At 70.4% G+C, this 22,085-nt stretch carries 26 protein-coding genes; 8 read left to right on the top strand and 18 right to left on the bottom strand.

Going from position 1 to position 22,085, the window contains the following annotated elements; genetic code table 11:
• Positions 1–56: 56 nt before the first annotated feature.
• The gene (locus ABTX81_RS17450) at positions 57–581 is read right to left on the bottom strand and encodes an aegerolysin family protein (protein ID WP_350546054.1); all 525 of its coding nucleotides are present in this window, start codon (positions 579–581) and stop codon (positions 57–59) included.
• Positions 582–930: 349 nt separating this feature from the next.
• On the opposite strand from ABTX81_RS17450, the gene ABTX81_RS17445 reads away from it, so the two are divergent.
• Positions 931–2,430 (top strand): recombinase family protein, encoded by a 1,500-nt coding sequence (locus ABTX81_RS17445; protein ID WP_350546051.1) that lies wholly within the window; start codon positions 931–933, stop codon positions 2,428–2,430.
• Between the two features lie 44 nt (positions 2,431–2,474).
• Here the strand turns inward: ABTX81_RS17445 and ABTX81_RS17440 are convergent, their stop codons facing one another.
• From ABTX81_RS17440 to ABTX81_RS17410, 7 genes are all read right to left on the bottom strand, one after another.
• Positions 2,475–2,891 (bottom strand): hypothetical protein, encoded by a 417-nt coding sequence (locus ABTX81_RS17440; RefSeq protein WP_350546049.1) that lies wholly within the window; start codon positions 2,889–2,891, stop codon positions 2,475–2,477.
• A complete protein-coding gene (locus ABTX81_RS17435) occupies positions 2,888–4,357 on the bottom strand; it encodes a replication initiator (RefSeq protein WP_350546047.1) in 1,470 nt (489 codons plus the stop codon). Before ABTX81_RS17435 ends, ABTX81_RS17440 begins: the two co-directional genes overlap by 4 nt.
• Before the next feature lie 152 nt (positions 4,358–4,509).
• On the bottom strand, positions 4,510–4,797 hold the full coding sequence (locus ABTX81_RS17430; protein WP_350546044.1) for a hypothetical protein: 288 nt from the start codon (positions 4,795–4,797) through the stop codon (positions 4,510–4,512).
• The gene (locus tag ABTX81_RS17425) at positions 4,794–6,131 is read right to left on the bottom strand and encodes an FtsK/SpoIIIE domain-containing protein (protein ID WP_350546041.1); all 1,338 of its coding nucleotides are present in this window, start codon (positions 6,129–6,131) and stop codon (positions 4,794–4,796) included. Before ABTX81_RS17425 ends, ABTX81_RS17430 begins: the two co-directional genes overlap by 4 nt.
• Positions 6,128–6,598 carry an RDD family protein gene (locus ABTX81_RS17420; protein ID WP_350546038.1) on the bottom strand — a complete coding sequence of 157 codons (471 nt, stop codon included), beginning with the start codon at positions 6,596–6,598 and terminating at the stop codon, positions 6,128–6,130. Before ABTX81_RS17420 ends, ABTX81_RS17425 begins: the two co-directional genes overlap by 4 nt.
• A gap of 67 nt (positions 6,599–6,665) precedes the next feature.
• Positions 6,666–6,914 (bottom strand): hypothetical protein, encoded by a 249-nt coding sequence (locus ABTX81_RS17415; protein ID WP_350546035.1) that lies wholly within the window; start codon positions 6,912–6,914, stop codon positions 6,666–6,668.
• Positions 6,911–7,264: a hypothetical protein gene (locus tag ABTX81_RS17410; protein WP_350546033.1), complete on the bottom strand. Its 354-nt coding sequence runs from the start codon at positions 7,262–7,264 to the stop codon at positions 6,911–6,913. Before ABTX81_RS17410 ends, ABTX81_RS17415 begins: the two co-directional genes overlap by 4 nt.
• A 235-nt stretch (positions 7,265–7,499) precedes the next feature.
• Here ABTX81_RS17410 and ABTX81_RS17405 point away from each other — a divergent pair, with 235 nt between their 5' ends.
• Positions 7,500–8,255 carry a GntR family transcriptional regulator gene (locus ABTX81_RS17405; RefSeq protein WP_350546030.1) on the top strand — a complete coding sequence of 252 codons (756 nt, stop codon included), beginning with the start codon at positions 7,500–7,502 and terminating at the stop codon, positions 8,253–8,255.
• A gap of 344 nt (positions 8,256–8,599) precedes the next feature.
• Positions 8,600–10,015, top strand: a complete 1,416-nt coding sequence (locus ABTX81_RS17400) for a hypothetical protein (protein ID WP_350546028.1) — start codon at positions 8,600–8,602, stop codon at positions 10,013–10,015.
• Between the two features lie 273 nt (positions 10,016–10,288).
• On the opposite strand, the gene ABTX81_RS17395 is transcribed toward ABTX81_RS17400, so the two are convergent.
• Positions 10,289–10,618, bottom strand: a complete 330-nt coding sequence (locus ABTX81_RS17395; RefSeq protein WP_350546026.1) for a hypothetical protein — start codon at positions 10,616–10,618, stop codon at positions 10,289–10,291.
• A 538-nt stretch (positions 10,619–11,156) separates the two neighbouring features.
• Positions 11,157–11,675: a hypothetical protein gene (locus tag ABTX81_RS17390; protein WP_350546024.1), complete on the bottom strand. Its 519-nt coding sequence runs from the start codon at positions 11,673–11,675 to the stop codon at positions 11,157–11,159.
• Positions 11,676–11,833: 158 nt separating this feature from the next.
• On the opposite strand from ABTX81_RS17390, the gene ABTX81_RS17385 reads away from it, so the two are divergent.
• Positions 11,834–12,097 (top strand): GntR family transcriptional regulator, encoded by a 264-nt coding sequence (locus ABTX81_RS17385; RefSeq protein ID WP_350546021.1) that lies wholly within the window; start codon positions 11,834–11,836, stop codon positions 12,095–12,097.
• Positions 12,098–12,577: 480 nt separating this feature from the next.
• Here ABTX81_RS17385 and ABTX81_RS17380 read toward each other — a convergent pair whose 3' ends face one another.
• From ABTX81_RS17380 to ABTX81_RS17360, 5 genes are all read right to left on the bottom strand, one after another.
• Positions 12,578–13,075: a glycine-rich domain-containing protein gene (locus ABTX81_RS17380; RefSeq protein WP_350546018.1), complete on the bottom strand. Its 498-nt coding sequence runs from the start codon at positions 13,073–13,075 to the stop codon at positions 12,578–12,580.
• An 81-nt stretch (positions 13,076–13,156) separates the two neighbouring features.
• Positions 13,157–13,357 (bottom strand): hypothetical protein, encoded by a 201-nt coding sequence (locus ABTX81_RS17375; protein ID WP_350546015.1) that lies wholly within the window; start codon positions 13,355–13,357, stop codon positions 13,157–13,159.
• A gap of 216 nt (positions 13,358–13,573) precedes the next feature.
• Positions 13,574–14,044 (bottom strand): NUDIX domain-containing protein, encoded by a 471-nt coding sequence (locus tag ABTX81_RS17370; protein WP_350546012.1) that lies wholly within the window; start codon positions 14,042–14,044, stop codon positions 13,574–13,576.
• Between the two features lie 617 nt (positions 14,045–14,661).
• Positions 14,662–14,874, bottom strand: a complete 213-nt coding sequence (locus tag ABTX81_RS17365) for a hypothetical protein (RefSeq protein ID WP_350546010.1) — start codon at positions 14,872–14,874, stop codon at positions 14,662–14,664.
• Positions 14,871–15,035: a hypothetical protein gene (locus ABTX81_RS17360; protein ID WP_350546008.1), complete on the bottom strand. Its 165-nt coding sequence runs from the start codon at positions 15,033–15,035 to the stop codon at positions 14,871–14,873. Before ABTX81_RS17360 ends, ABTX81_RS17365 begins: the two co-directional genes overlap by 4 nt.
• Positions 15,036–15,199: 164 nt before the next feature.
• On the opposite strand from ABTX81_RS17360, the gene ABTX81_RS17355 reads away from it, so the two are divergent.
• The 3 genes from ABTX81_RS17355 (at position 15,200) to ABTX81_RS17345 (ending at position 17,376) form a co-directional block, all read left to right on the top strand.
• Positions 15,200–16,033 carry a helix-turn-helix domain-containing protein gene (locus tag ABTX81_RS17355; RefSeq protein WP_350546006.1) on the top strand — a complete coding sequence of 278 codons (834 nt, stop codon included), beginning with the start codon at positions 15,200–15,202 and terminating at the stop codon, positions 16,031–16,033.
• The gene (locus ABTX81_RS17350; protein ID WP_502892795.1) at positions 16,033–16,230 is read left to right on the top strand and encodes a DUF397 domain-containing protein; all 198 of its coding nucleotides are present in this window, start codon (positions 16,033–16,035) and stop codon (positions 16,228–16,230) included. The genes ABTX81_RS17355 and ABTX81_RS17350 overlap by 1 nt, the downstream gene beginning before the upstream one ends.
• A 435-nt stretch (positions 16,231–16,665) precedes the next feature.
• On the top strand, positions 16,666–17,376 hold the full coding sequence (locus ABTX81_RS17345) for an SGNH/GDSL hydrolase family protein (RefSeq protein WP_350546148.1): 711 nt from the start codon (positions 16,666–16,668) through the stop codon (positions 17,374–17,376).
• Between the two features lie 27 nt (positions 17,377–17,403).
• Here the strand turns inward: ABTX81_RS17345 and ABTX81_RS17340 are convergent, their stop codons facing one another.
• Entirely contained in the window at positions 17,404–19,020 is a 1,617-nt protein-coding gene (locus tag ABTX81_RS17340; protein WP_350546002.1) for a DUF2079 domain-containing protein, read from the bottom strand.
• A gap of 175 nt (positions 19,021–19,195) precedes the next feature.
• Between ABTX81_RS17340 and ABTX81_RS17335 the strand changes: the two genes are divergently transcribed.
• Positions 19,196–20,113, top strand: coding sequence for a pentapeptide repeat-containing protein (locus ABTX81_RS17335; protein WP_350546000.1), 918 nt, complete (start codon positions 19,196–19,198; stop codon positions 20,111–20,113).
• A gap of 65 nt (positions 20,114–20,178) precedes the next feature.
• On the opposite strand, the gene ABTX81_RS17330 is transcribed toward ABTX81_RS17335, so the two are convergent.
• Positions 20,179–20,784, bottom strand: coding sequence for a hypothetical protein (locus ABTX81_RS17330; protein WP_350545998.1), 606 nt, complete (start codon positions 20,782–20,784; stop codon positions 20,179–20,181).
• Entirely contained in the window at positions 20,781–22,085 is a 1,305-nt protein-coding gene (locus tag ABTX81_RS17325) for a DUF7224 domain-containing protein (RefSeq protein WP_350545996.1), read from the bottom strand. The genes ABTX81_RS17330 and ABTX81_RS17325 overlap by 4 nt, the downstream gene beginning before the upstream one ends.

Raw genomic sequence — 22,085 nt, 5'->3', positions numbered from 1 at the left:
GGCGCCTGTGTGGGAGGCGCCGCGCCGCGGCCCGGGGTCTTGCGGGTGTCAGACGATCAGACGCCCCACACCGAGAAGTCGACGGTGGCGTTGTTGCCCGAGCCGCCGGCCTTGCTGACGTGGAACTTCAGGTCGCTGCCGGCTGCGTCATAGCTGTTCGAGCCGACGTACGGGTTGTTCCAGTGCACCCGCACCAGGCGCCCGTTGAGGACCGGGTTCGCGCAGTTCTCCGCGAAGAACTGCGCGAACCCCTCCGTGCCGGTGGCGAATCCGTTGGACTCCGACGACCAGCTCCCCCGCTGCTGGTCGGCGATCCGCTCCGGCGGCTCGTGGCTCCAGATGCCGTGGCTCAGCTCCCAGGACTCCCGGGTGAGCGTGCAGCCGGTCCAGTTGGAGAGCCGGACCGTGGTGCTGCGGGCGGCGGTGGCGGTCGCGGCGGCGGCCTGGACCTTGGCGCCCTCGCCGGTGGTGGCGTGCGCGGTGGTCGGGGCGGCCGAGGCCGTCCCCGCCAGACCGGCCGTCAGTGCGGTGGCGGTGGCGAGCGTGACCGCGGCTGCGCGCAGGCGGCTGGTGGTGTTCATGAGGTTCCCCCGAGGTTGCTGTGGTGTCGTGCTGCTCGTGCCGGGCGTCGTGTCCTCCCGACGCGTCCCACTCTGCTCGGCGCCGATAAACGGCCGATCGGCGTCCGCTTGCCGTGGCCGTTGATCGGAGGGAGGGAAGGGGAGAGGGAGGGAGGGGACCGAGGCCGCCGGATCCCGTCGCCGGCCGCGCGCGTACGATCGACGGGCCATGGAGAACACGGAGAACACGCCCACCGCCTTCCGCAGTTACGTCGCCGTCGGGGACTCCTTCACCGAGGGCATGTGCGACGACCTGCTGCCCAGGCACTTCCGTAATCCATAGAACGGGTGTGTTATGGACGATGTGGCTGTGACCGAGTACGACGGGTGCGGGTTGTGCTTCGTGGGGACGCGTCGGCTCAGCAGGAAGACCGACAAGACCAACAGCCCGGAGAAGCAGCAGGGCCAGATCCTGCGGGCTGTCGCGTCCGTTGGGGGACACGTCATCGGGTGGGCTGATGACTGGGAGGTGTCCGGCGCCACCGACCCCATGACGCGGCCCAAGCTGGGCCCGTGGCTTCGGGGCGAGATGGGCCCGTACTCGGGGACCGCAGCCGCTGCCGTGGATCGCATCGGCCGCAACGTGCGATGCGTGCTCAACACGCAGGCGCTCTTGACCGAGCAGGGTCGGATGATCGTGACCGGCGATCATGACGGTATCTGGGATTTCAGCGACCCCAACCAAGAGAATGACTGGATGATCAAGGCGTGGGGATCGCAGATGGAACTGCGCGCCATCCAGAAGCGCAACCGGGAGGAGACCGTTCGGGCCCGCGAGGCCGGCCAGCCCAAGCAGATGCCGTCGTACGGCTACCTGTACGTCCGGCTGGTACCGATGGGCAAGGTCGATCACGTCGAGATCGATCCGATCGCGGCGGAGATCATTCGCAACGTGGCCGAGCGGATTTTGTCGGACGAGACTGGCATGATCACTTGCGCCACAGAGGCGGCGCGGCTGAGTCGGAGCAAGGTCCCGTCGCCGAGTGACCGGCGAGCGGAGATCTACGGCCGCAAGCCCAAAGGGGCTCCGTGGGTCGCCAGGAGCGTCTATGAAATCCTGACCAGCGAAGCGGCGTTGGGCTACCTCATGCACGGAGGCAGGCCGGTCCTGGGGCCGAACGGTCGTCCGGTGCGGTTGGCCGAGCCTCTTTGGGATCAGGCCACCCATGACGCGCTGGTCGCCAAGACCGCCCCCAAGCGCAGCAGCAAGCGGGCGCCCAAGAGCGTCCACCGGCTGTCGGGCCTGTCGTCCTGTGGCAACTGCGGTATCGGGCTGTACATCGTTGGCCGAAGCGGGGAGGTCGGCTACGGCTGCACCGGACGGGTTCGAGGTCTTCCGCAAAGTCAAACGTGCAAGCCCGCACCCACGATGTCTGTTCGTCAGATGGACGGCCGTGCCGAGGAGTGGTTTCTAACTGCCTATGGAGAGTTGGAGGAGGTCAAGCGGGTCTATGACCCGGGCACCGGCTACGCCGCGCAGATCAAGGCGCTCAAGGCTGACCGTGACCGCCTGTTGCGTGACCGTGAGGCCGGCGTGTACGACGACCCGGAGCGGGAGGAATGGTTCTACGAGCGCAACCGGCAGATGGGCGAGCAGATAAAGGAGCTTGCGGCCCTTCCCGATCGTGAGCCGGGCATGCGGATGATGCCGACCGGCCGCCGTATTGCCGATGTGTGGCACGCCGCCGCTGATGACGTGGCCAAGCGCGAGTTGCTGAGTGAGTTTGGCGTAAAGGTGGTGCTCTACCCCCGGGGCGCCGAGAACCGGCTCGTGATCACCGGAAACAGCCCGTACAACCCAGCTTCCTAGCGCATAGCGAGGGCCCCGCGATCTCTGGCGGGGCCCTCGTCTGTTCACACGCACAAACCCAGCGATGGTGCAGCCAGTCGCACCATCCGACCGGCCAGGGTGGTGAACTCAGTCACCCTCAGGGAGATGTGAACCGCCACGGGAAGGACCAGCAGCAGCCCGGCCGCCCGCTCACCCAGAACGCCGGCCACCCCCCAAGGAGCAAGCCGCAGTTCGAGCAGGCCCAACCCCGGTGCGCCGACCAAGCGGAACCTTAGCCCGTTGTCATCGGCTGCGATGACCTGAGCCCGCAGCTCCGCTGAAACCGTGACCACATCCCAGCCGGCCGATCCCTCACGCGGCGTGCCGCCCAGCAGACCCACGACATCGCTGACCGAGGCCGCCGTCAGATCGGAGACACGCCACAGCGCCTGATCGCCACGGACGATGGCCGAGGCACGCCCCACCACGGCATCGCTCATGATCCACGCCCCGTGTGCCCGGCCGCGCCGGCCCGTCGGGGCTCTCGCCGCGCCCCACCCACCCACCCGGGAGGCAGGTGGTCACGGGCGATCTCTCGGGTCCGCTCAAGGTCGAGGGCGATTCCCTCGGCGATCACGGCCTCCCCCGGCCGGTACCCGATTCCCGCGAACCGCCAGAAGCCCACCGTCACCTCCCTCTTGGGAGCAGGCCCGCCCCGGACGTAGTCCCCCCGTTCCGCCCGCAGGCTGCGGTACGTCGTCGAGAAGGATCGGGTCTTGGTCAGGCAGTGGCCCCGGAAGCCGAGCATGTGAGCCCAGGCCCGCAGCCGCAGGTGCGCCAGCTCCGGCAGACCGCCCAAGCGCCAGCAGGCCCCGACCAGGGCACGCATGTGAGCCGACACCCGCAGAAGCCGGATCTCCGCCGCACTCGTCACCCGCCGATCGACGCCGCCCGCAGCCTCAGCACCCTTCGTGGTGTACTTCGCCACGTAGGCGGCCACCCGCTCCCCGGCCTCCGGGGAATTCTCCTCACCGCGGATTTCGTGGACGTCCACCTGCACACCGAAGCGAAGTCGCCTCTCCCCGTAAGCCGCCGAGACCGGAGCGGCCAGCGCCACCGCCCCGACCGCCGTGCGGACCGCCTCCACCAGGACATCGGCCGTCGCCCACGAGGGCGGCTGGTCGGTGGGGCCGGCCGGGCCGTCGAGTCGCACCACGGCGTGGAAGTGCACGACCCCACGGCGTTGGTACTCCGCGACCTTGACCGCCGACACCCGCAGCAGACGCCGCACCGCCGACCGGCCCACCCCGGCCAGAGCCGCCAAGTGGTGATAGACGTTGTCGGTGAAGGCCTTCCACAGGGCACCCGCGTGGGCGTTCCACAGCACGTGCCCGGGGTAGTCATAGCACTCGACACATAGCGGCGAGCCGACGAACCCACCGTCCTCCGGATGGACCCGCCCGCAGCCCAGCGTCCGCCCGTGAGCACAGACCCCGGGGCGCTCCCGATGGCATCCACCCGTACGGTGGACCCGGCCGAAGGACGGTGCCGTCAACGTCAGGAACACCGTCGGATGCGAACGCACCTCAGCCGGGACACCCTTGCCACCGGCGAGACCGGCGTGCACCAGGTGCCAGCTGTCGCCTTGATGCAGCCACGAGCACGGCCCGCACCGCGAAGACCGCCGATTTCGGCACCGCAAGGCCAGCCGTTCCCCGGGCTCGCCCGCCGTGCTGTACCGGCGAACCAGCTCACCCGAGACGACGCTGAACGTCTCGGATGCGCCCCTCAGGTACACCGGCCGGGCGCACCCACCGGTCGCGGCGACCTGTTCCAACCACCGGGACAGGCCCGGCATCTGCCCAAGGCGGACCAGATCACGATCCACCTCACTCAAACCACGCAACCGTTCGTCCAGCCCGAGATAGGCGCGCCGGGCTGAAGGGTCACCAAGAAGACCGTTCATGGGGGATGGCTCCAGGGAAAGACGGGCCGCCCCGGCCACACCGGGCAGAACCCGGCATGACCGAGGACGACGGACGACACGGACCCGAACGGCTGTGGTCGTGGTCGATCCATGGGAACTCCAGTTCGATCAAGGAAGCGGGAGGCAGGGTGTCAGGCGGCCGGAGGGATACCTGCGCCCGGCGGGACAGCAGGCGGGACAGCGGGCTCGATGGTGATTGCCGGGCCGTCGGGGGCAGGGGTCGACGGGTCGCCGGAGTGCGTCAGGCCGGTGACGAACCACCGCACCGCCGCCTCGATCGGATCGGCCAGGTTCGTGCGGGCCAGGAAGAACCCGAACACCGCCACCAAGATCACCTGCCAGATTTTCAGCTCGCGCGAGCGGACCATCATCACGACGATCACGAACAGGAACGCCGTCAGCGGGATCGCGAAGTTCACGCGGCACCCCCGGCGTACAACTGGCCCACGGCCGGGGTCAGGTGAGCGAAGCGCGCCGAGATCTCCCGTGCGTGCTCCGGGGTCACCCGGTAGGAGCGGGCCCGCATCCAGCCACCGTCCGGCGCACCGTGGGCCACCGCGACACCGGGCATGGAGACCGGGATCGCCTGCACTGTCTCCACCGCGCCGGCGTCCAGGTCACCCAGGGTCATCTCCGCCGTGCCCTTGTCGGTGACCCGGAAGCACACCCGCCCCGCCAACTGCGCCCGCAGGGACGTCGCGCTCGGCCCCAGGTCGGAGCCGAACCGCTGGCCGGCGATGACCAGGTGCACGCCCAGCGCCGCGCCGAGCTGCCCCAGACGCAGGAGCGCCGTCGCCACCCGCGACACCTCCGCCTTATCGGCGCTGGTCGCCGTCAGGTACAACTCGGCGACCTCATCCACGAGGAGGATCACCGGGACCGGCTGTTGTTTGTCCGGCAGTTCCCACACCGAGCGCACCCCCGCCGAGCGGCACAGCGCCATCCGGCCCATGGTGATCTCCACCAACAGGTCCAGCAGGTCCACGGCCTCAACGCGGCTGGTCGCCAGCGCCGTCAGGCGCGGGCCGAACAGCGACAGCTCCATGCCGCCCTTGAGATCGATGCCGACCATCGCCACCGGCTGACGGGCCCACTGAGCCACCAGCGATGCCAGCAGCGTGGACTTGCCCGACTGCGTGGCCCCGACGATCAGCCAGTGCGGGACGCGTCGCAGGTTCACCAGCCAGCGCCCGCCGTCCTCCCACACACCGACCACGGCCGTCAGCAGCCCCACCGACCCCCGGAACGGTTCCGCCGGCATGGTCAGCGGATCCCAGGCGTTCGCCACCAACCACACCGTTCCCCGGGTGTCGGACACCGCCCGCACGGCGAACATCCGCCACGCGTGCGCCATCGATCCACACGCCGCCGCGTACACCTCCGGTGTCTGGCCCGCGTGCAGACGAACCCGCACCGTCATCCCGCCACGCTGCCAACGCGGCATCCCCGCACGGGGCTTGACCGGCCTCAACGCCCGCCCTTGAAGCACCACGTTGCCCAGGAGCGCCGTCGCGGGGCGCCGGGGCACCGACAGCCCTTGAAGATCCGCCAGCCTGCGCCACGACCAGTAGAAGCGGAGCACCGCCGCCGGGTACCCGCACAGCGGCCACCACACGTTCGGAGCCCGGTGCCGCAGCACCGGCGACGCCACCGCCAGCAGCAGCGCGACCACCACCAGCACGGCCCCCGCCCACACCACCGGCGGCGCCGACGCACCCGCAGCCATCGCGGCCGCGCTCTCGATCTTGCTCACTTCCTCACCTCCGCGATTTGGTTGATCACATCGAGGTCGACGACGACGGACCGGCTGATCTGATCGGCCCACGTCTGCCGGCGGTGGTGCACCAGCGGCCGGACGAACCCGAAGAACCCGGGCGCCGCGTCGACCACGTGCAGCAGGCTCCGGACGATGGAGCGGGCCGGGCCCAGCGGGCGCGCGGTGTCCTCATCGACCGTCACGATCCGCATCACGCGCTGACCGAGCGACTGGCCCGTCCGGCCCCGCAGCGCCCACTGCCACACCAGGAACGCCAAGGGCAACGCCCAGTAGAGGAACCGGTAGAACGGCTCCAGGTGGACGCTCAGCAGCAGTGCCACCGCTTGCAGCAGCGCCAGCGGCGGCCGCGCGTAGTACAGGAGAGCCGTGTAGGTGGTCATGATCCCCCCGGCGATCGAGACCTCCAGGAGGAAGGCGCACGCACGGGTGCTCCAGTCCGCCATCCCGGGAACCGCCGGCCGGACTTCCTTCCTCGCTCGCCCCGGACCGACGAGCGCCCGCCACCGTTCCTCACTCACCGGGCCCACCCCCACCCAGCTCCATCCGGGGCAGGCTCACCCCGTGCTCGGCCGCAAGGGCGTACAGCTCGCCCTCCAGGTCCCGGGCCAGCAGTGCGGCGTCCTCCGCCATCGGCGCGATGATCGCGTAGAGGAAGCGGGCCCGCCCCCAGTCCATGTCCGGCGCCATCTCCTCCGCGAAGTCCCCCAGGTCGCTCAGCCGCTCCCGCAGGTCCCGCCAGGTGCGACGCACCGCGCTCATTCCGAGCCCCCAGCGGCGGCGCGAGGGTCGCCCGTCTGCCGGGCCGGCCGGGCCGGGGGCGGGGCCGCGACCACCGACTCCGCCCGGTAGGACAGGCCCGCGCGCCCGTTCATCTCCCACCAGAACGCCTCCAGGCCCACCAGGTTCACCACCTGACCGACCATCACGCCCGTGGGCTCACCCGACACCGCCACCTCGATCAGCGCGGTCCGCCGGCCCTCCGGCCGCACCGCCACCCCGACCGTCCACACCGGAACCCCGTCGCGGTCCGCCTTGACCTCACCCGTTTCGGGAACGGTCTTAGCCTCCACGGAAACGCACAGCGCGACACCCAGCCGCCCGGCGTCCAACGGGAGATTCTTCAAGGTCATGCCCTACTCACCCCTCCCGGACGACCCCCAGATAGGTCAGTCGTCATGATGAATTGTGCGGGAGGTCGATGATGAGCCCACTTGACGCCGGACGCAAGGGCAATCATCCTGACGACTGCTGAATTCAGGTCGTGATACGCGGGCTGAGCAGCAGGGATGTCCGTTGGAAAACGAACGTGGCGGACACGAATGACCCAACGGCAAAGGGGCAGAAGTGGCAGTTGTGAAGGGCCAAGCCCTCTACAAGCAGGTGGCACGCGAGATGCGCAAGGCCATCGCCAAGGGCCAGTGGCGACCAGGCGAGCGCATCCCGACCGAGGACAAGCTCACCGCCCTCTACGGAGTCTCCCGCCCCACCGTCCGCCAGGCCGTCGCCGAACTCAGGACGGACGGCCTGCTCGACGTCCAGCAGGGACGCGGAACGTTCGTCCGGGGCCCCCAACCCGAGCAAAACGCGACGATCAACATCGAGCGCACCGTCATCTGCAACGGCGACCAGTACCACTGTCCGGCCGGCTGGATCGACGCGGAGGAGCCCACCGTCTACCGCGTCCGCCTCGAACCCAGCGCCGCGGCAACCCTGGAGAACGACGAAGGCGAAGCAGCGTTCCTCGTCCAGCGCCTCTACATCCACGAGTCCAGCGGAGTCCGCGCCCGCTACTCAGGCCTCCTGCCCATGGAACAGATCACCAACACCGTGCTCGCCCAGCACCCCGAAATCTTCAACACCGACGCCTACGCCGCGCTCGCCGCCGCACACGGACCCGTCGAATGGCACGAAGCCGTCAGCGCCCGCATGCCCAACCCCGACGAACGAGCAGCCCTCCACGTCCCCGAGAACACCCCACTCCTCGTCTCCCAGCGCATCACCAGAACCCAGGCCGACGCCCGCCCCCTCATGCTCGAAACCCTCACCATGACCGCCAACGCCACACAGCTCACAATCACCCACCGGCCTGTCGCGCGGTAGCTGAGCGCCTGCCATCATGGGCGACGGCGGCGACGAGCACTGGCGTCGCATGCCTCACAGTGATCAGGCTGCCAAAGTGGCCAGGGATGCCGGATCGGGTCGGATCACGCCCGGGGCCTGGGATCCGACTCAGGCGATAGCCGCGCTACCCGCTCCGACATCAGTCATCCGAGTCGAGATCAGCGCCCTCCCCGCAAGCCGCCAAATCCGCAGCTTGACAAACCCTCAAGAAACCAGCTGGCGATCTTTCCGATAGTGAGGTAACCCCTGGCCTTTTCCATTGCTCCCGGGCGCCATCTTTCGAAATGTAGCATAACGAAGCATATCTGCCGGAATGGTGTGAAATGGGCGACCAGCATGAGACGCACAATAGAATTAACCAGAGCACCATCTATGGCAACGTCTTTATGGGTGGCATCCTTTCGCTAATGGGCGGTCGGAGGCCTCGGCTACGGCTGGTAATTGCAGCGTTATGTGCGATAGCGCTGCTGGGCTCCAGTGTGACCTACTGGATACTGGGCGCAACGAACGACAAGCGGCCGGAACTCAGCGCCCGTTACGATCCCGAGCGCGAGGAAAGTGACACATCTGCCGTTGTTCCCAGGGTTGTCAAGCCGACCGAACCGCCCGCCGTTACAGGCTGCGGCGATACCCGGAAGTGGGCGCATGCTCAGGGCGGTACAGACGTGGGGGCGTCACCGCTCTCTGTCTCAACTGTCGGAAACGGTCACACCGTGGCAATCGAGCAGGTGCGGGCGACTATCGTGGGCGAGCCCCGCGATCCTATGCCTGGCACGATCATTAGCTGCAGTGCAGAGGGGGAGGGTAGTAAGATTGAGATGGGTATCGACTTGGACTCCCCAAATCCAGTCGCGCTGATCGGGGCAACTGAATCAGTGTCGTTTGCACCGTACTTCACCGGCAAGTACCTCTACCTGGAGAACCAGAAGCCCGAGATCCTCAACCTTACCGTGCTCGCGGCCCGGCACAGCTATGACTACGTGCTCACCGTCGAGGGCACCATCGACGGCAAGCGCCGGACCTGGACCCTGAAAGACGGCAACCGCCCGTTCCACATTTCCGGGGTGCGAGGCCAGCGTGGCACCGAGTTGGAGACACGCGGGACGGGTGGCTGGCAGACGATCTTTCGCAAGGGTTCCGGTGAGCGCGACCGGTGCAACCCCTGCTTCGACCAGGATCAGAAGGAGATTCCCGGTACTGCGGTCAGCAACGCTCCAGCCGGCTACTCCCGCGTCATCGAGCCGGGGATCGACCCGACCCGGCCACTGGCCCTTCCGGAAGTCCGGCCAAGTCTGCCAACGCCACCACTGACTGTCGACGAGTACGACGCGGAATCCGTCGCGGTTGCATGGGTCCTAACCTCGGGCAGCTTCGACACCTCCCGTGGCGATACCGGGAGGGCGGCTGTCCTGAACCGGGTCCGAAGGTATCTGACGCCCGAACTGGGCGCCGCTGGCGGCGAGCTGAATGCTTGCGTGCCAGACGACATGGTCTGGCCAACCGATCTGGTCGACCGTCAAGGCTGGTCGGTGGTCACCTACACATCCGTCGGAATCAGGAACGGGAACTTCGAGCCGAACCTCCTCACAGGAGACTTGGTCGAGCTGCGCGCCATCGTTCACTGCACCTTCACCACCGAGTCGGGTTGGTTCCAAGTACCCGAGCCGCTCCCGCCAGTGGGACTGAGCCTCAAACGCCAACCCGATGGGCGCTACGTGATCACGGACCTGCGCAGGTAGACGTACAGCGTCCCGGGACACGCTGCCCCTACCCCAATTCCTGAAAGTTCAGGAGAGTCCCTTCGATGACGACCCGGCGAACTCGGGTTGCAGCTGGCCTCGGCTTCGCGCCCTGCACCGACCGGTCGCTGTCGAATACTTTCTTCACTCACTCAAGAGGCGGCGCACAGCGCCGCCGGTCGCCCATGGCGCCCCGGCCGGGCATGCGGCCTGACGGCCGGTCCCGGCCGGGCGCCAGGCTCCCGCCGGCCAAGTGCAGCCCCATCTCGGTGATCAACTACTGGCCGACGCCTCAGGATCGGGATCGTCGCCGTTACCGGCGCCATCCCGGGTCACCATGCGATCGAGCGCAACTCCGAGCTTCCGCGCACCCGAGAGCGTTCCTCTCAAGAACACCACGCCGTGACCGTCGTCCGACCAACCCGCCTGTGCCTTGACTTGATCATCGCCCTGCAACCCCAGCGCCGCGAGCACAGCGTTCAGATGGCGCGCCGCCGCCCTGGCCTCCAGCCAAGCGGCCTCATAGTCCACCCCTGCGACCGTCGGCCCGCCGCCGAGAAAGACATCCCCGCTCTCGTCGCCGCCGTCACGCCAGTTCGACATGCCTGCCGCTCCCTGTTACCCGTCCGAGCACCCCCGCGCCGATGGGCATCGGCTGTCTGAAAATCGATACCACACCCCACCGACAGCAACACGGCCATACGATGAACACCCAGGCGACAGCCCCGAGGCACAGACCCACGGGGCTGCCCAGCGGCCTATCGAACCCTCAAAGTTACTCGCCGTTGCCAATCACCGCCACTGTCTCAGCCACTACCCGTCGCTCCTGCCACGGACTCAGGCAACCGAAAGCCCCGCCCGGAGAGGTTCCGAGCGGGGCGAGATGGGTTCTACTACGGGCAACTCGGCGAGCACACCCATGTGGTGATCCCGGCGCCGGTCCCTGCTTCCTGATGCCCGACCATGACCGGGCTCACGGCTTCCCTCCCGCACCGACTGCAGAAGACCGGACCGACGCGGGGCCATCCTTCCCCGAGCGCGTTCACGTGGCCGCCCCCGTGGAACGGAGCGAGGTCGCACGGAGACTCGCAGCCGGGGCGCCGAGCGCCGCACACCGGCTTTCGCGTGGTCGCCGGAGCCATCACGCCACCGCTCCAGCGAAGATGTGCGCTCCCTCATACGAGTAACCGGGGTCGGGCAGTCCCTTGGACGCCGCCACGAGGGCGCGCCGTCGCTCAGCCCGACGGCGTTCTTCCTCCCGCTCCCATAGAGGCACCACGTTGACGAACTCCGGCTCGATCCAGGGGATCGGCGGCGTGATGAGCCCCGGCTCGACCGCCTCAGGAACAAGGGCGGCACGCCGCTCCCGCTCGATCACCGACGCTTCGATTTCCTGTCGGGTGGGGCTGAGGGACGGCACGGAGATCGTCGCGGGCAGCGCGGTGGAGCGAGGGTTCGGTTCGGCGTGAGCCGGGACCGCCGGGCGGTAGTGGTACGCGGGGGCCCGGAGTCCGTCCAGGCTGATCCGGATCGAGTCCCCGGCCACCCGGTGACGTCCCTTGGGGGTGGCATCGGCGGTGAGCCACAGCGCGAGGACGGCGGCTGCGACCAGGCAGCTGGCGGCGCCGACGCACCAAGCCCAGAAGGTAGAGTCAGACATGTCGAGTGCTCCCTATAAGCATTCGGCGTGGACCCCCGGCGCCGGGCCTAATCGGCGGCCGGGGGTTCTCTCATGTTCGACAGTACGCCAGCCGGTCTAGGTCGGTCTAGGTCTGTAGGGGCCGGTATAGGTCGACCGCATTGTCTAGGCTTCGGCGCATGGCAGCACGCGAGATCGATCCCCGGGGAGTCGAGCCCCCATTTCGGCAGGTGGCAGCGATCCTCGCCGCCGAGATCAAGGCAGGCACGCTCGCTCCGGGAAGTGCGGTCCCATCCGAAAAAGCCCTGTCGGACCGGTTCGGCGTTGCCAGGGACACTGTTCGGTCTGCCTTGCGCGTGCTCCGCGAGGGCGGCTTGGTCCACACGGTCCCAAGCCGGGGCACGTATGTGATGGGACCCGACGACGCGGCCACAGAGCAGTAGGCCCCACCCTGCCGGAGTTTCCCAGCGGGGCGGGGCCGAAGTGGGGCGCAGGTAGGCGGGGGATCGAAGTCCCAGGTTGCAGCGCACCCGGTGATCAGCCTATCGGGGGCGCCTTGGGTGCGTGTCAGCTAACCCCACTTAGCGAATCCAGCGTCCAACCGTCACCCGGCGTCGGGAACCGGTGATGCCGCTTCCTCGGCACGGGGCCCTCCAGCGGCAACCGGCACCAGCACGTTCGGGATCCCGGCGGAGTGCCGACCAGTCGGTCGTACCGTTCGCTACCCTCCGGCCAGGGAACGTGGATGAGCCTGTCGACCGTCACACGCCCGGCAGCTAGTTCGCACATCGCGTGGACATGCGACTTGACGAATTCCGGTGTGTCCGGCGGCAGATCACTGACCCTCATTGGCCCAGCATGGCAGAACTCGCTTACCCGGCACGGGGCAACGTGAGTTCTGCCATGCCGGCTACCGGCGGTTGCTAGGCCGCGTTCGGCCCGCTGCTCCCGCAGTCGAAGGAGCACCCCTTGGGTTCCTCGGTGTGCTCGCACTCGGCCGCCACCGGGATACTGCGGTCCGTCGGCGGCTTCCACAGGGCCACGTCGACGTCGTACCCGGCGGCGGTGATCGCGGCCATGGTGCGGTTGAGCGCGTCGGGGTCGTGGCGGGTCGTGTCCGGCGGCTCGGGGGTGTGGTGGACGAACAGTCCCAGCTTCTTGCACAGCCGGGCGTAGGGAACCGTGTGCAGGATCAGGGCGTGCCAGCCCTCATCCACGGTCCGGGACGGCTTGAGGCTGGACCTCGGCGAGGCCGCGCACGCCGCGACGAACTTGAGCGCTTCAGTCGTGATGCGCTCGGCCATGTCGAGCGCCATGCCGGGGTTGTTGCGCTGCACCGTCGCCGCGACACCGGCGAACTCCGCACCGGTGATGAGGCTCCGCGCATCCGCCACGGCGGGCGCTTCCTGAGCGGTACTCATTGCTGATCTCCCTTCAGGTAGTTGCGACTTGCGGACCCGCCCCGGGACTGGCAGCCATAGCAGCAGCTCAGGGGCGGGAGTCTAGGTAGTGGGATCGACCGCACACTTCAGCGACCACCGGATGCGCTCCCCGGTGAGGCCGATGTGTTCGAACGTGACGGCGGTCTGCATCACGACCATCGTGGTCGGGTCGATCCTGAGCTTGCGCAGGACGAACACGCCCTGGCGTCCGTCGTGGTGTACGTACAGTTCAAACCGAGGCGGAAGTCCGAGGTCATCCACGCACCCGCGATATGCCCGCCATGGGCACTGGCACGTGCTCTCGCGCTCTTCGACGTCCCGCCCCCAGAAACCGCTTTCCGAACTCTCGAACGCGTCCGGAACGGTCGGTTCGACGTACCGCAGCCGAGGTACCGGCATGCCCGCTCTTCCTTCTGGTGGCCCGCCCTGGCGGAGCGTTTCCTTCCCGGCGTCCGCCAGAGCGGGGGTTCGTGGGTGCTACGCGGCCGCCGGCTCGCCCCAGTAGAGGAGCGGGATCCGCGTGCCGTGCAAGTACGCGGCCATGGCAGCTCGGATTCGGCGTTCCATGAACGGTTCGCAGTAGTCGGACAGCTTGTCGACCGGCACCCATTCCACGGCGCGGATCTCCCCCGCGGCTTCGATCGGCGGCGACGGCACGGCGTCGGTGAGCGATCCTCCGTCGCACACGACGTTCAAGCCCTCGGGGGAATCCTTGCTGGGGTTGGCCGGGACCTGGTCGACGATCAGCGCGTGCGTGATCACCAGGTTCAGCCCCAGTTCCTCGCGAACTTCTCGGCGCGCGGCATCCGCCACGGATTCCCCGGGCTCGACGCCGCCACCGGGCAGGATCATGTCCGTGCGGTAGGTCGTACGGACCAACAGAACGGACTGGCCGGTCCGGTTGAGGATGAGGACTTGCGCGCCGAGCCGGCGGTGGGGGTGTTCCACGACGGGACTCCGAGGGGGTGAGGGGGCCCGCCCCGAGGAACGGGCAGCGTTTCCGGGGGCGGGCCGATCGGGGGGATGGATGCCTCCGCCGCGCTTTCCGAGACGCAGCGGACGGGCGGTCCGTGCCCGGCACCAACCCCAGTTGGTGGGCACGGAGATTGGGGCCCGCCCCGGCCGATCTTCGGCGAAAGCCGGGGCGGGCGGCACTCACGGACAGACACGACTCATGTCCGCGAGCAGTGACCCGGAGGATGCACTCCGCGTGAGCCTCCTCCGGGAGCGGGTGGCTCCGCCTGTCCCGCCGTGGGGACCGGGATGGACGGAGCTTCCCCGCCTCTCCCTGATAGGGCGGGGTGTTGCCCGGCAGTTGACTGCCACCTCACCAAGTGACGTGCCGGACGGCGCCCCACGCTCTCCGCCGGGGTGCGTGGGGCTGGTGCCCGTCCTCGCACCGGTCGTCGAGTCGGTACGGGCGGGAGTCGTGGACTAGCTGCTGTGGAACCCGGCCCTCGGCGGGGGGTCGGCGGGCGGAGCCGGCTCGGGGGTCGGGGCGGGGGCCGGCTCGGAGGCGGGCGGCGGCTCGGCCGGGGTGGTCTCGGTCATCACTCTTCTCCGGGCTACGTCATGAGGCTGTTCGTACAGGTGGCCAAGGAGGCCCGAAGCTGGGCCTGATGCAACCGGCGGGCGATCCGCTCGAACGTGACGATGCAGAGCGCGAGCGTCCGCCCCTCGTACACGGCACCGGGGGCGATGTCGGTCTTGCGGCCGTGACAGACGCACCGACCGACAGTCCACCCGACCTTCGGCACCGGGCCGAGTTCGGCGGTCACGCCGCGTTCGTCGTCGACTGCGGGTTGACCGGCTCGATCTGAAGGGGCTTGACCGTCCACTCGACCCCGCCCTCGGGGCGACGCAGGTAGACACGTTTCCGTTCGGTGCCCATGTAGGCACCCGTCTTGCCGGTGTCCATGTCGCGCACAAGCTCACCCACGTACGGGATGTAGGCCGTACGTCGTCTGGCCGGCTCCCTCGGCTGTGCAGCCATAACTGCTGCTCCCTTCCGTAGTCAGTTCGCTACCGGGGGCACTCACTGTGGCGTAGAGTCCGAGACATGTTCAACGTGCCAAGTCTGACTGATTAGTAGGACTAACTCGCATGAACCTGAACGAACTTGATCCCGAGGCGTCACCCGCTGCTGGCTTCGGCGCGTTCCTCCGCACGTCACGCGAGCAGCGGGGGTGGACACAGGAGCACCTAGCTGGACTGGTTGGATGCACACCGGGCCACATCTCAGCTCTTGAAAATGGCCGGAGGAAGCCAACCGCCCGGATCGCGGCCACGCTTGACAGAGTCTTTGACACATCCGAGGAGGCGGTGTTCCGGCAGCGGGCCAGTGACGTCAAGCACTCGGCTCTACTCGCCGGGTTCGCACAGTACGTTGAACACGAGCGACGAGCGGTGGAGCTGCGGCTGTTCACACTCGGCATCGTGCCTGGGTTGCTACAGACGACCGAGTACGCAACTGCTATCGCAGGGGGAGCTGTCGAACGCGGCAGCATCACACCGGATCACGCGCAGAAGCGCGTGCGAGTGCTCATAGGCAGGCAGGCAAGTGTTCGGCGAACGCCACCGCCCCTTGTCCATGCGGTGTTGGATGAGAGCTGCATCCGGCGCCCGGTGGGTGGGCATGCTGTTATGGCGGCCCAACTGGAACATCTCATCGCGTTCGCTAGCGGACCGAACAACCTGCTCCAGATTGCCCCGTACGATCTCGGCGAGCGTCGACCATTCGACCTACCCGTCTACATCTTGACCATGCGGGACCGGTCGCTGATGTCCTACGCCGAGAGCTCGCAAAAGGGGCACCTCGAACAGGACACCGAGGCAGTACTGCCGATGCTCACGGCCTACTATCAGCTCCAAGGCCGCGCACTCTCGCAAGCTGACTCACTCGCGGTGATCCGCGAGCAATGGAAGGAACTCTGTTGATTTCAACCAACATTGACTGGTTCAAGTCCTCTTACAGCAGCAACGGCGGCGAGTGCATCGAGGTGTCGGACAGCCTTCCCGGCGTCGTCCCGGTCCGCGACTCGAAGGATCCCGCCGGTCCCACGCTGGTTTTCCCGGCCGAGGCCTGGCGAGCGTTCGTCGCTGGAATCCAGGATGGCGAGTTCGGCGCCGTCTGATGTCGCGCCCCAGGCGCTCACCGAGAGAGACCCCACCGCAGTCACCGCAGTGGGGTCTCTTGCCGTTCGCGAGGCAACCGGAGGTCAAAGCCCCGTCCAGTGCTGCCGCGCTCTGGTTGCGGTCGGTGGCGGGAAGCTTTACGCACCCACCGCTGGCGGGGCCCGCGTCGGGCAAGACCGGGGGGCCACTCGGCCACATTGCGGTCAGGCCCAAAGAGCCCTGACCGAGTCGCAACAGCTTACGGCCCCCCGGCCATGCCCGACCCCACCACCGGCAGGACCCCGCCCAAAGCTTCCCGCCACCTCGTGCGCCCGCCCGCCGGGCCGGCGGACGGGCCGCGGGCCCGGGACCAGGACCGGCCCCTGACCTGTGAAGCCATGCCCCCAGGGGGTTAGGTGCTGCTCGGATGGGTAGAGTGTAGATAGAGGAAGTGCCTGCCCGACGGCCACTTCCGGGGCTGGGCCGACCGCGTCGCCGCCCGGCTCGCCGCCGACCACCCGGCCGGCGGCTTCCGGTACGCCAACCTCGCCGTCCGCGGCAAGCTCATCGGCCAGATCCACGACGAGCAGCTGGAGACCGCCGCCGCCATGGGCGCCGAGCTGGTCACCCTGGCCGGCGGGCTCAACGACGTGCTGCGGCCGCGCTGCGACGTCGCCCGGGTCGAGGAACTCCTCGGCGCCTCCGCCACCCGGCTGCGCGCCACCGGCGCCACCGTGGTCATGTTCACCAGTACGGACCCGACCCGCCGGATGGCCGGCTCCGCCCGGCTGCTCCCGGCGATCCTGCGGATGAAGGCCTTCGTGCACGAGCTCGCCCAGGACCCGGGCATCGCCGTGGTCGACCTCTTCTCCGCGCCCTGCTTCGACGACCGCCGGCTCTGGGCGGAGGACCGGCTGCACCTTTCGCCCGAGGGACACCGCCGGGTCGCCGAGGCCGTCCTGGAAGCGCTCGGCCGCCCCGCCGGCTTCGACTGGCGCGCCCCGCTGCCGACCGCCGCCCCGCCCGGGCGCGGCGAGAAGCTGGCCGCCGACGCCCGCTGGGCCCGTACCCACCTGGGCCCGTGGATCGGCCGCCGTCTCACCGGGCGCTCCTCCGGGGACGGCCGGCCGGCCAAGCGCGCGGAACTGCTGCCGTACCAGGGCTGAGGGGCCGGCCCGGGGAACCGGGGGCGGTCAGCCACGGAACAGGTTGTGGCCGACGTCCGACGGCACCGCGTCCTGGTACGGAGTGGCGTCCGGGCCGGGCACGTGCTCGCCCGGGACCGGCTCGGTGCCCTCCCGGTGCAGCAGGTACACCCCGTCCTCCGACCAGACCGTCCGGTACCCGTGCGCCAGCAGCAGCTCGATCCGGGCCGCCTGCTCCCGGTCGGTGCGGAACGGGAAGGACCGCTTGTCCGCGCGGATCAGCACGTACGCGCGCCCGCGCGGCGTCTCGTCGACCAGCACCACGTCGGCGCGGGCGGTCAGCCGCGGCGCCGCCTGGTTGTCGGCCTCGACGGAGGCGCCGTCCGGGATCAGCTCCGCACCGCGCAGCAGGGCCGCCTCGCTCGCCTTCGGCTGCCAGTAGGCCGGGACGAACAGGTTCGCCACCCCGAGCGGCAGCGCGGCCGCCACGGTCAGGGCGGCCGCCGCCACGCCGAGCCGCCGGGTCGGCGCGCGGTCGTGGCAGCGGCCCAGCACCTCCACCGCGGCGACCAGCAGGATCGGCCAGAGGAAGGCGTCGTAGTGCCGGGCGACCGACCAGTGGTTCGGATTGCTGGAGAGCACCCGCTCGGCCAGCAGCGGGACGGCCAGCAGCACGGTCGCGGAGCGCAGCGGGAGGAGGAACAGGGTGCCGAAGATCCAGAGCAGCAGCAGTGGCTTCAGCGGGGCGTCGAAGAGCGCCGAGACCAGCAGGGTCGGGTCGGCCAGCACGTTGGCGACCGCCGAGCCGCCGTCCTCACCGAGCGCCTGGTAGTTCCAGTAGTAGCCCGGCACCCCGCCCATCGCCGGGATCAGCTTCGCGATCGCCACCGCCGAGGCGAGCGGGCCGCCGAGCAGCAGGCCCACGCCCCAGCGGACGGCCGGCCGGCGCCGGCCGGCGTCCGGCTCCCGGCGCGCCCGCAGCAGCAGCACCAGACCGTAGGCGCCGACCGCCAGGCCCATGTCCTCCTTGGTGCAGCACAGCAGCAGGCCGGCCAGCGCGGCCGCCCAGTACTGCCGGGCCATTCCGCGCTCCAGCATCAGCAGGGTGAGCGGGACGGCGAACGCCACCTCGTGGAACCCGCCGCGCGAGGCGACCAGCAGTGGCCAGCCCAGTCCGTAGGCGAGGGCGGCCAGGTCGGCGGCGCGGCGGGCGGTGCGGGGGCCGGCGTCGGCGAAGCAGCGGTCGGTGATCCGGCGGATCAGCGGCACGCCGGCGGCGAAGCAGAGCGCCTGGCCGAGGAGCAGCGAGCGCGGGTCGTCCCAGAGCCAGTAGAGCGGTGCCATCAGGGCGATCACCGGCGAGAAGTGGTCGCCGAGCAGCGAGAAGCCGGGCGGGAACTCGTGGTGGTGGCTCTTCAGCGTCGACACCGGCAGGCCGAAGTGGGCGTAGCCGCGTACGCCCTGGTCGAAGATGCCGAGGTCGAAGCCGCCGAGCTGGAGGGTGGTCCACTGCTGGGCGCCGATCGCCAGGCAGACCGCGAAGCAGAGCAGGGTGAACGCGACGGTGCGGGCGCGGGGCGGGAGGCGGAGGGCGGGCGGCTGCCCGGCGGCGGGCCGCGCGGTGCCCTCGGTGTCCGGGTACGGCGCCACGTCGTGCCGGGACATGCCTTGGTTCCTCCGCTGGTGCTGTGTTGTGCTGTGCGTGCTGTGCTGCGCGTGCCGGGGTCCTGCTCGTGCTCGGCCGACCACACTAACCGACGGCCGCTCGGGGGCTGTCGGTACGCTCTACAGCTGCGCCTGCACCGTCGCACCGAACCGCTACCGGAGGAACAACAGCATCGTGAGCGTCCCGAGCCTCAACCTCGTCTCCGACTGCGGGAGCTGCTTCGGGCTGTGCTGCGTCGCGCTGCCGTTCGCCGCCGGTACCGACTTCGCGGTGAACAAGGCCGCCGGCAGCCCGTGCCGCAACCTGAAGACGGACTTCACCTGCGGCATCCACGAGCGGCTGCGGGACAGCGGCTTCCCGGGCTGCACGGTGTACGACTGCTTCGGGGCCGGCCAGCACGTCTCCCAGGTCACCTTCGGCGGGCGCAGCTGGCGGGAGGAGCCGGAGAGCGCCGGGACGATGTTCGAGGTGTTCCCGGTGGTGCGGCAGCTGCACGAGCTGCTCTGGTACCTCGCCGAGGCGCTCACCTTCGAACCCGCCCGCCCCGTGCACGAGGAACTGCGCCGGGCCTTGGAGGAGACCGAGCGGCTGGCCGGCGGCACGCCGGAGGAGGTCCTGGCGGTCGACGTGCCGGCGCACCGGCAGGCGGTGGCCGAGCTGCTGCTCAGGGCGAGCGAGCTGGTCCGGGCCGCTGTGCCGCGCCGCCGTGAGCACCGGGGTGCGGACCTGTTCGGCGCCCGGCTGCGCGGGGCCGACCTGCGCGGGGCCAACCTGCGGGGCGCGCTGCTGGTCGCGGCGGACCTGGCCGGGGCGGACCTGCGGCTCGCCGACCTGGTCGGCGCTGACCTGCGGGACGCCGATCTGGCGGGTGCCGACCTCACCGAGGCGCTGTTCCTCACCCAGGCGCAGCTCAACGCGGCCCGCGGTGACGCCGGCACCCGCCTCCCGGCGGCGCTGGAGCGTCCCGCCCACTGGCCGGAGACGGCCGCCGCCGTTGCCCCGGGCCCCGGCGGCCGCGGCCCGCGCGCGCCCCGCGGGCCCCAGGGCGGCGGCCGGAACGGTGCCCGTTCGGGCAGGCCCCGGCGGCGCTGAGCCCGCGCCCGTAACGCTGGTGCCCGTGCGTCGGAGCCCGTGCGCCCGCGCCCGTGCGCCGGTGCCTACCCGGCCAGGATCCGCAGTGCCGCGGGCGGGGGCCGGCGGAGCAGGGCGCAGGCCGTGCCGGTGAGCAGCAGCAGGCCGACGGCGGCGAGCGCGGTCGCGGAGCCGGCCGGATGGAGCGGCCAGGCCCACGGCCGCGGACGGCCGTCCGGGTACCAGCCGGCCGCCGAGCAGAGCAGCGGGACGGCGGCCAGCGCGGCGGCGGCCGGGCGGTGGCCGACCAGGGGGTGGAACAGCAGCGCGAGGCCGAGGTAGCCGGCGGTGTTGCGGGCCAGGACCAGGGCGAGCGCCCCCTGGCCGGCGGCGTACGCGAGGCCGCCGCACGTCGTCCCGGCGGCCGCGAGGGCGAGCGCGAGCCCGGCGTCCAGGCCGCGCAGGAACCGCCCGGCGACCGTTTCGGTCCGCAGGTCGCCCCGGCCCAGCCCATGCAGCAGGAACACCGCGGGGAGCAGGGTGATCACGTGCGCGAGCAGGAAGTGCCCGGCCTGCCCGTGCAGCGCCGGCACCGGCAGCTCGCCGTCACCGAACAGCAGGCCGGCGGCGAAGGTCGCGGCGAGCACGGCCGCGAGCAGCGGTACCGCCCGTGCCTTGCACCACCAGATCACGGCGCGCCTCCTCCGGCGGCCGTCCCGGTGTGCGGGAGCGGCGGGGGCGGGGTGCCGCAGTCCGTCAGGGCCGCCGCGGTGGCGTGGTACCAGGTGAGCTGGTCCCGGTCGGGGAGCCGGAGCAGCTCGTCGGCGCGGGCGGCGTCGGCCTCGGTGAAGCGGCCGCCGACGCCGGACGCCGGCGCGGTGGTGCCGTCCGGGCCCGCGCGGGCGGTGAGCCAGGCCGTGGCCGTGCCGAGGGCGGCCGCGGCCGGGTAGGGGTCGCCGCGCAGGGCGCAGTCCGGGGTGCGCGGGAGCAGGCCGCCGACCACGGCGGGTGCGACGTCCCGGGCCCGGGCGTCGGCCGGGACGCCGAGCTTGGCCTCGCCCGGTCCGGGCCGGGCGGCCATGGTGAACGTCTCCGGGACGGCGATGCCGTGCCCGGCCAGGGAGCCGGTGACCCGCCGGACCTCGGCGCGCACCATGGCCGAGCGGGCGCCGCCGAGTTCCGGCCAGAGGCAGACGCGCGGTCGTCCGCTGTCGCAGACCAGGGCGGCGGCGGGCCGGGCGCGCACCGGTTCGGGCCCGAGGTCGCGGGCGGTCCAGCCGCCCAGCGCGACGCCGCCCGCCGTGACCGCGAGCGCGGCGGCGACGGCGAGCGGGGTGCCGCGCGCGCGGATCAGCAGCACGGCGGCCGCGCAGACCGCGCCGGAGAAGGCCAGCGAGGCCGCCACCGCCCGCCCGTCCAGCACGTGGTCCACGGCGCAGCAGTCGGACAGTCCGCCGCCGACCAGGTGCCTCGGCCAGTAGGTGGCGAACGCGGCGGGGTAGGCGGTCAGCACGAAGCTGCTGACCAGCGCGAGCGGGACGGCGACCACCGGCGCCAGCACCCGTCCGGCGATCGAGCCGACCAGGGTGCCGGCGAGCAGCAGTCCGGCCCAGACGGCGAGCGGGCCGGGCTGCTGGACGCCGTTGGCGGTGCCGGCGGCCACCGCGGCGGTGCCGAGCGCGGCGGCCATGCCGAGCCCGCCCATCACGGCGACCGGCAGCAGCGCGGGGGCGGTGATGGCCAGGGCGGAGCGGACCGGCGAGCGGTCGAACACCTCACCCCGGTGCAGCCGTCCGCCCTCCCACGCGCCGCAGGCCGCGCAGGCCGCGCAGGCGAAGGGCAACGCGAGGCCGGCGTGTCCGGCGGCGGCGAGCCCGTAGGCCGGGGTGACCCAGTCGGTCAGCTCGTCGCCGAGCGCGACCAGCACGAAGCCGAGCAGGAAGGGCAGGGTCCGGGTGCCGGCCGAGATGCGGAGCAGGGTGCGCAGCAGCAT

Source organism: Kitasatospora sp. NPDC097605 (genome assembly GCF_040302725.1).
Classification (GTDB): domain Bacteria; phylum Actinomycetota; class Actinomycetes; order Streptomycetales; family Streptomycetaceae; genus Kitasatospora.
Note: the sequence above shows the minus strand (reverse complement) of the source record. Positions and strands in the feature narration are given on the sequence as shown.

What these genes read in the sequence shown, in the direction of transcription:
- ABTX81_RS17420 (WP_350546038.1), bottom strand. Translation starts at nt 6,598, where the DNA reads ATGGCGGACTGGAGCACCCGTGCGTGCGCCTTCCTCCTGGAGGTCTCG.
- ABTX81_RS17380 (WP_350546018.1), bottom strand. Translation starts at nt 13,075, where the DNA reads ATGAGTACCGCTCAGGAAGCGCCCGCCGTGGCGGATGCGCGGAGCCTC.
- ABTX81_RS17415 (WP_350546035.1), bottom strand. Translation starts at nt 6,914, where the DNA reads ATGAGCGCGGTGCGTCGCACCTGGCGGGACCTGCGGGAGCGGCTGAGC.
- ABTX81_RS17400 (WP_350546028.1), top strand. Translation starts at nt 8,600, where the DNA reads ATGGGCGACCAGCATGAGACGCACAATAGAATTAACCAGAGCACCATC.
- ABTX81_RS17440 (WP_350546049.1), bottom strand. Translation starts at nt 2,891, where the DNA reads ATGAGCGATGCCGTGGTGGGGCGTGCCTCGGCCATCGTCCGTGGCGAT.
- ABTX81_RS17355 (WP_350546006.1), top strand. Translation starts at nt 15,200, where the DNA reads ATGAACCTGAACGAACTTGATCCCGAGGCGTCACCCGCTGCTGGCTTC.
- ABTX81_RS17325 (WP_350545996.1), bottom strand. Translation starts at nt 22,085, where the DNA reads ATGCTGCTGCGCACCCTGCTCCGCATCTCGGCCGGCACCCGGACCCTG.
- ABTX81_RS17340 (WP_350546002.1), bottom strand. Translation starts at nt 19,020, where the DNA reads ATGTCCCGGCACGACGTGGCGCCGTACCCGGACACCGAGGGCACCGCG.
- ABTX81_RS17385 (WP_350546021.1), top strand. Translation starts at nt 11,834, where the DNA reads ATGGCAGCACGCGAGATCGATCCCCGGGGAGTCGAGCCCCCATTTCGG.
- ABTX81_RS17435 (WP_350546047.1), bottom strand. Translation starts at nt 4,357, where the DNA reads ATGAACGGTCTTCTTGGTGACCCTTCAGCCCGGCGCGCCTATCTCGGG.
- ABTX81_RS17390 (WP_350546024.1), bottom strand. Translation starts at nt 11,675, where the DNA reads ATGTCTGACTCTACCTTCTGGGCTTGGTGCGTCGGCGCCGCCAGCTGC.
- ABTX81_RS17395 (WP_350546026.1), bottom strand. Translation starts at nt 10,618, where the DNA reads ATGTCGAACTGGCGTGACGGCGGCGACGAGAGCGGGGATGTCTTTCTC.
- ABTX81_RS17450 (WP_350546054.1), bottom strand. Translation starts at nt 581, where the DNA reads ATGAACACCACCAGCCGCCTGCGCGCAGCCGCGGTCACGCTCGCCACC.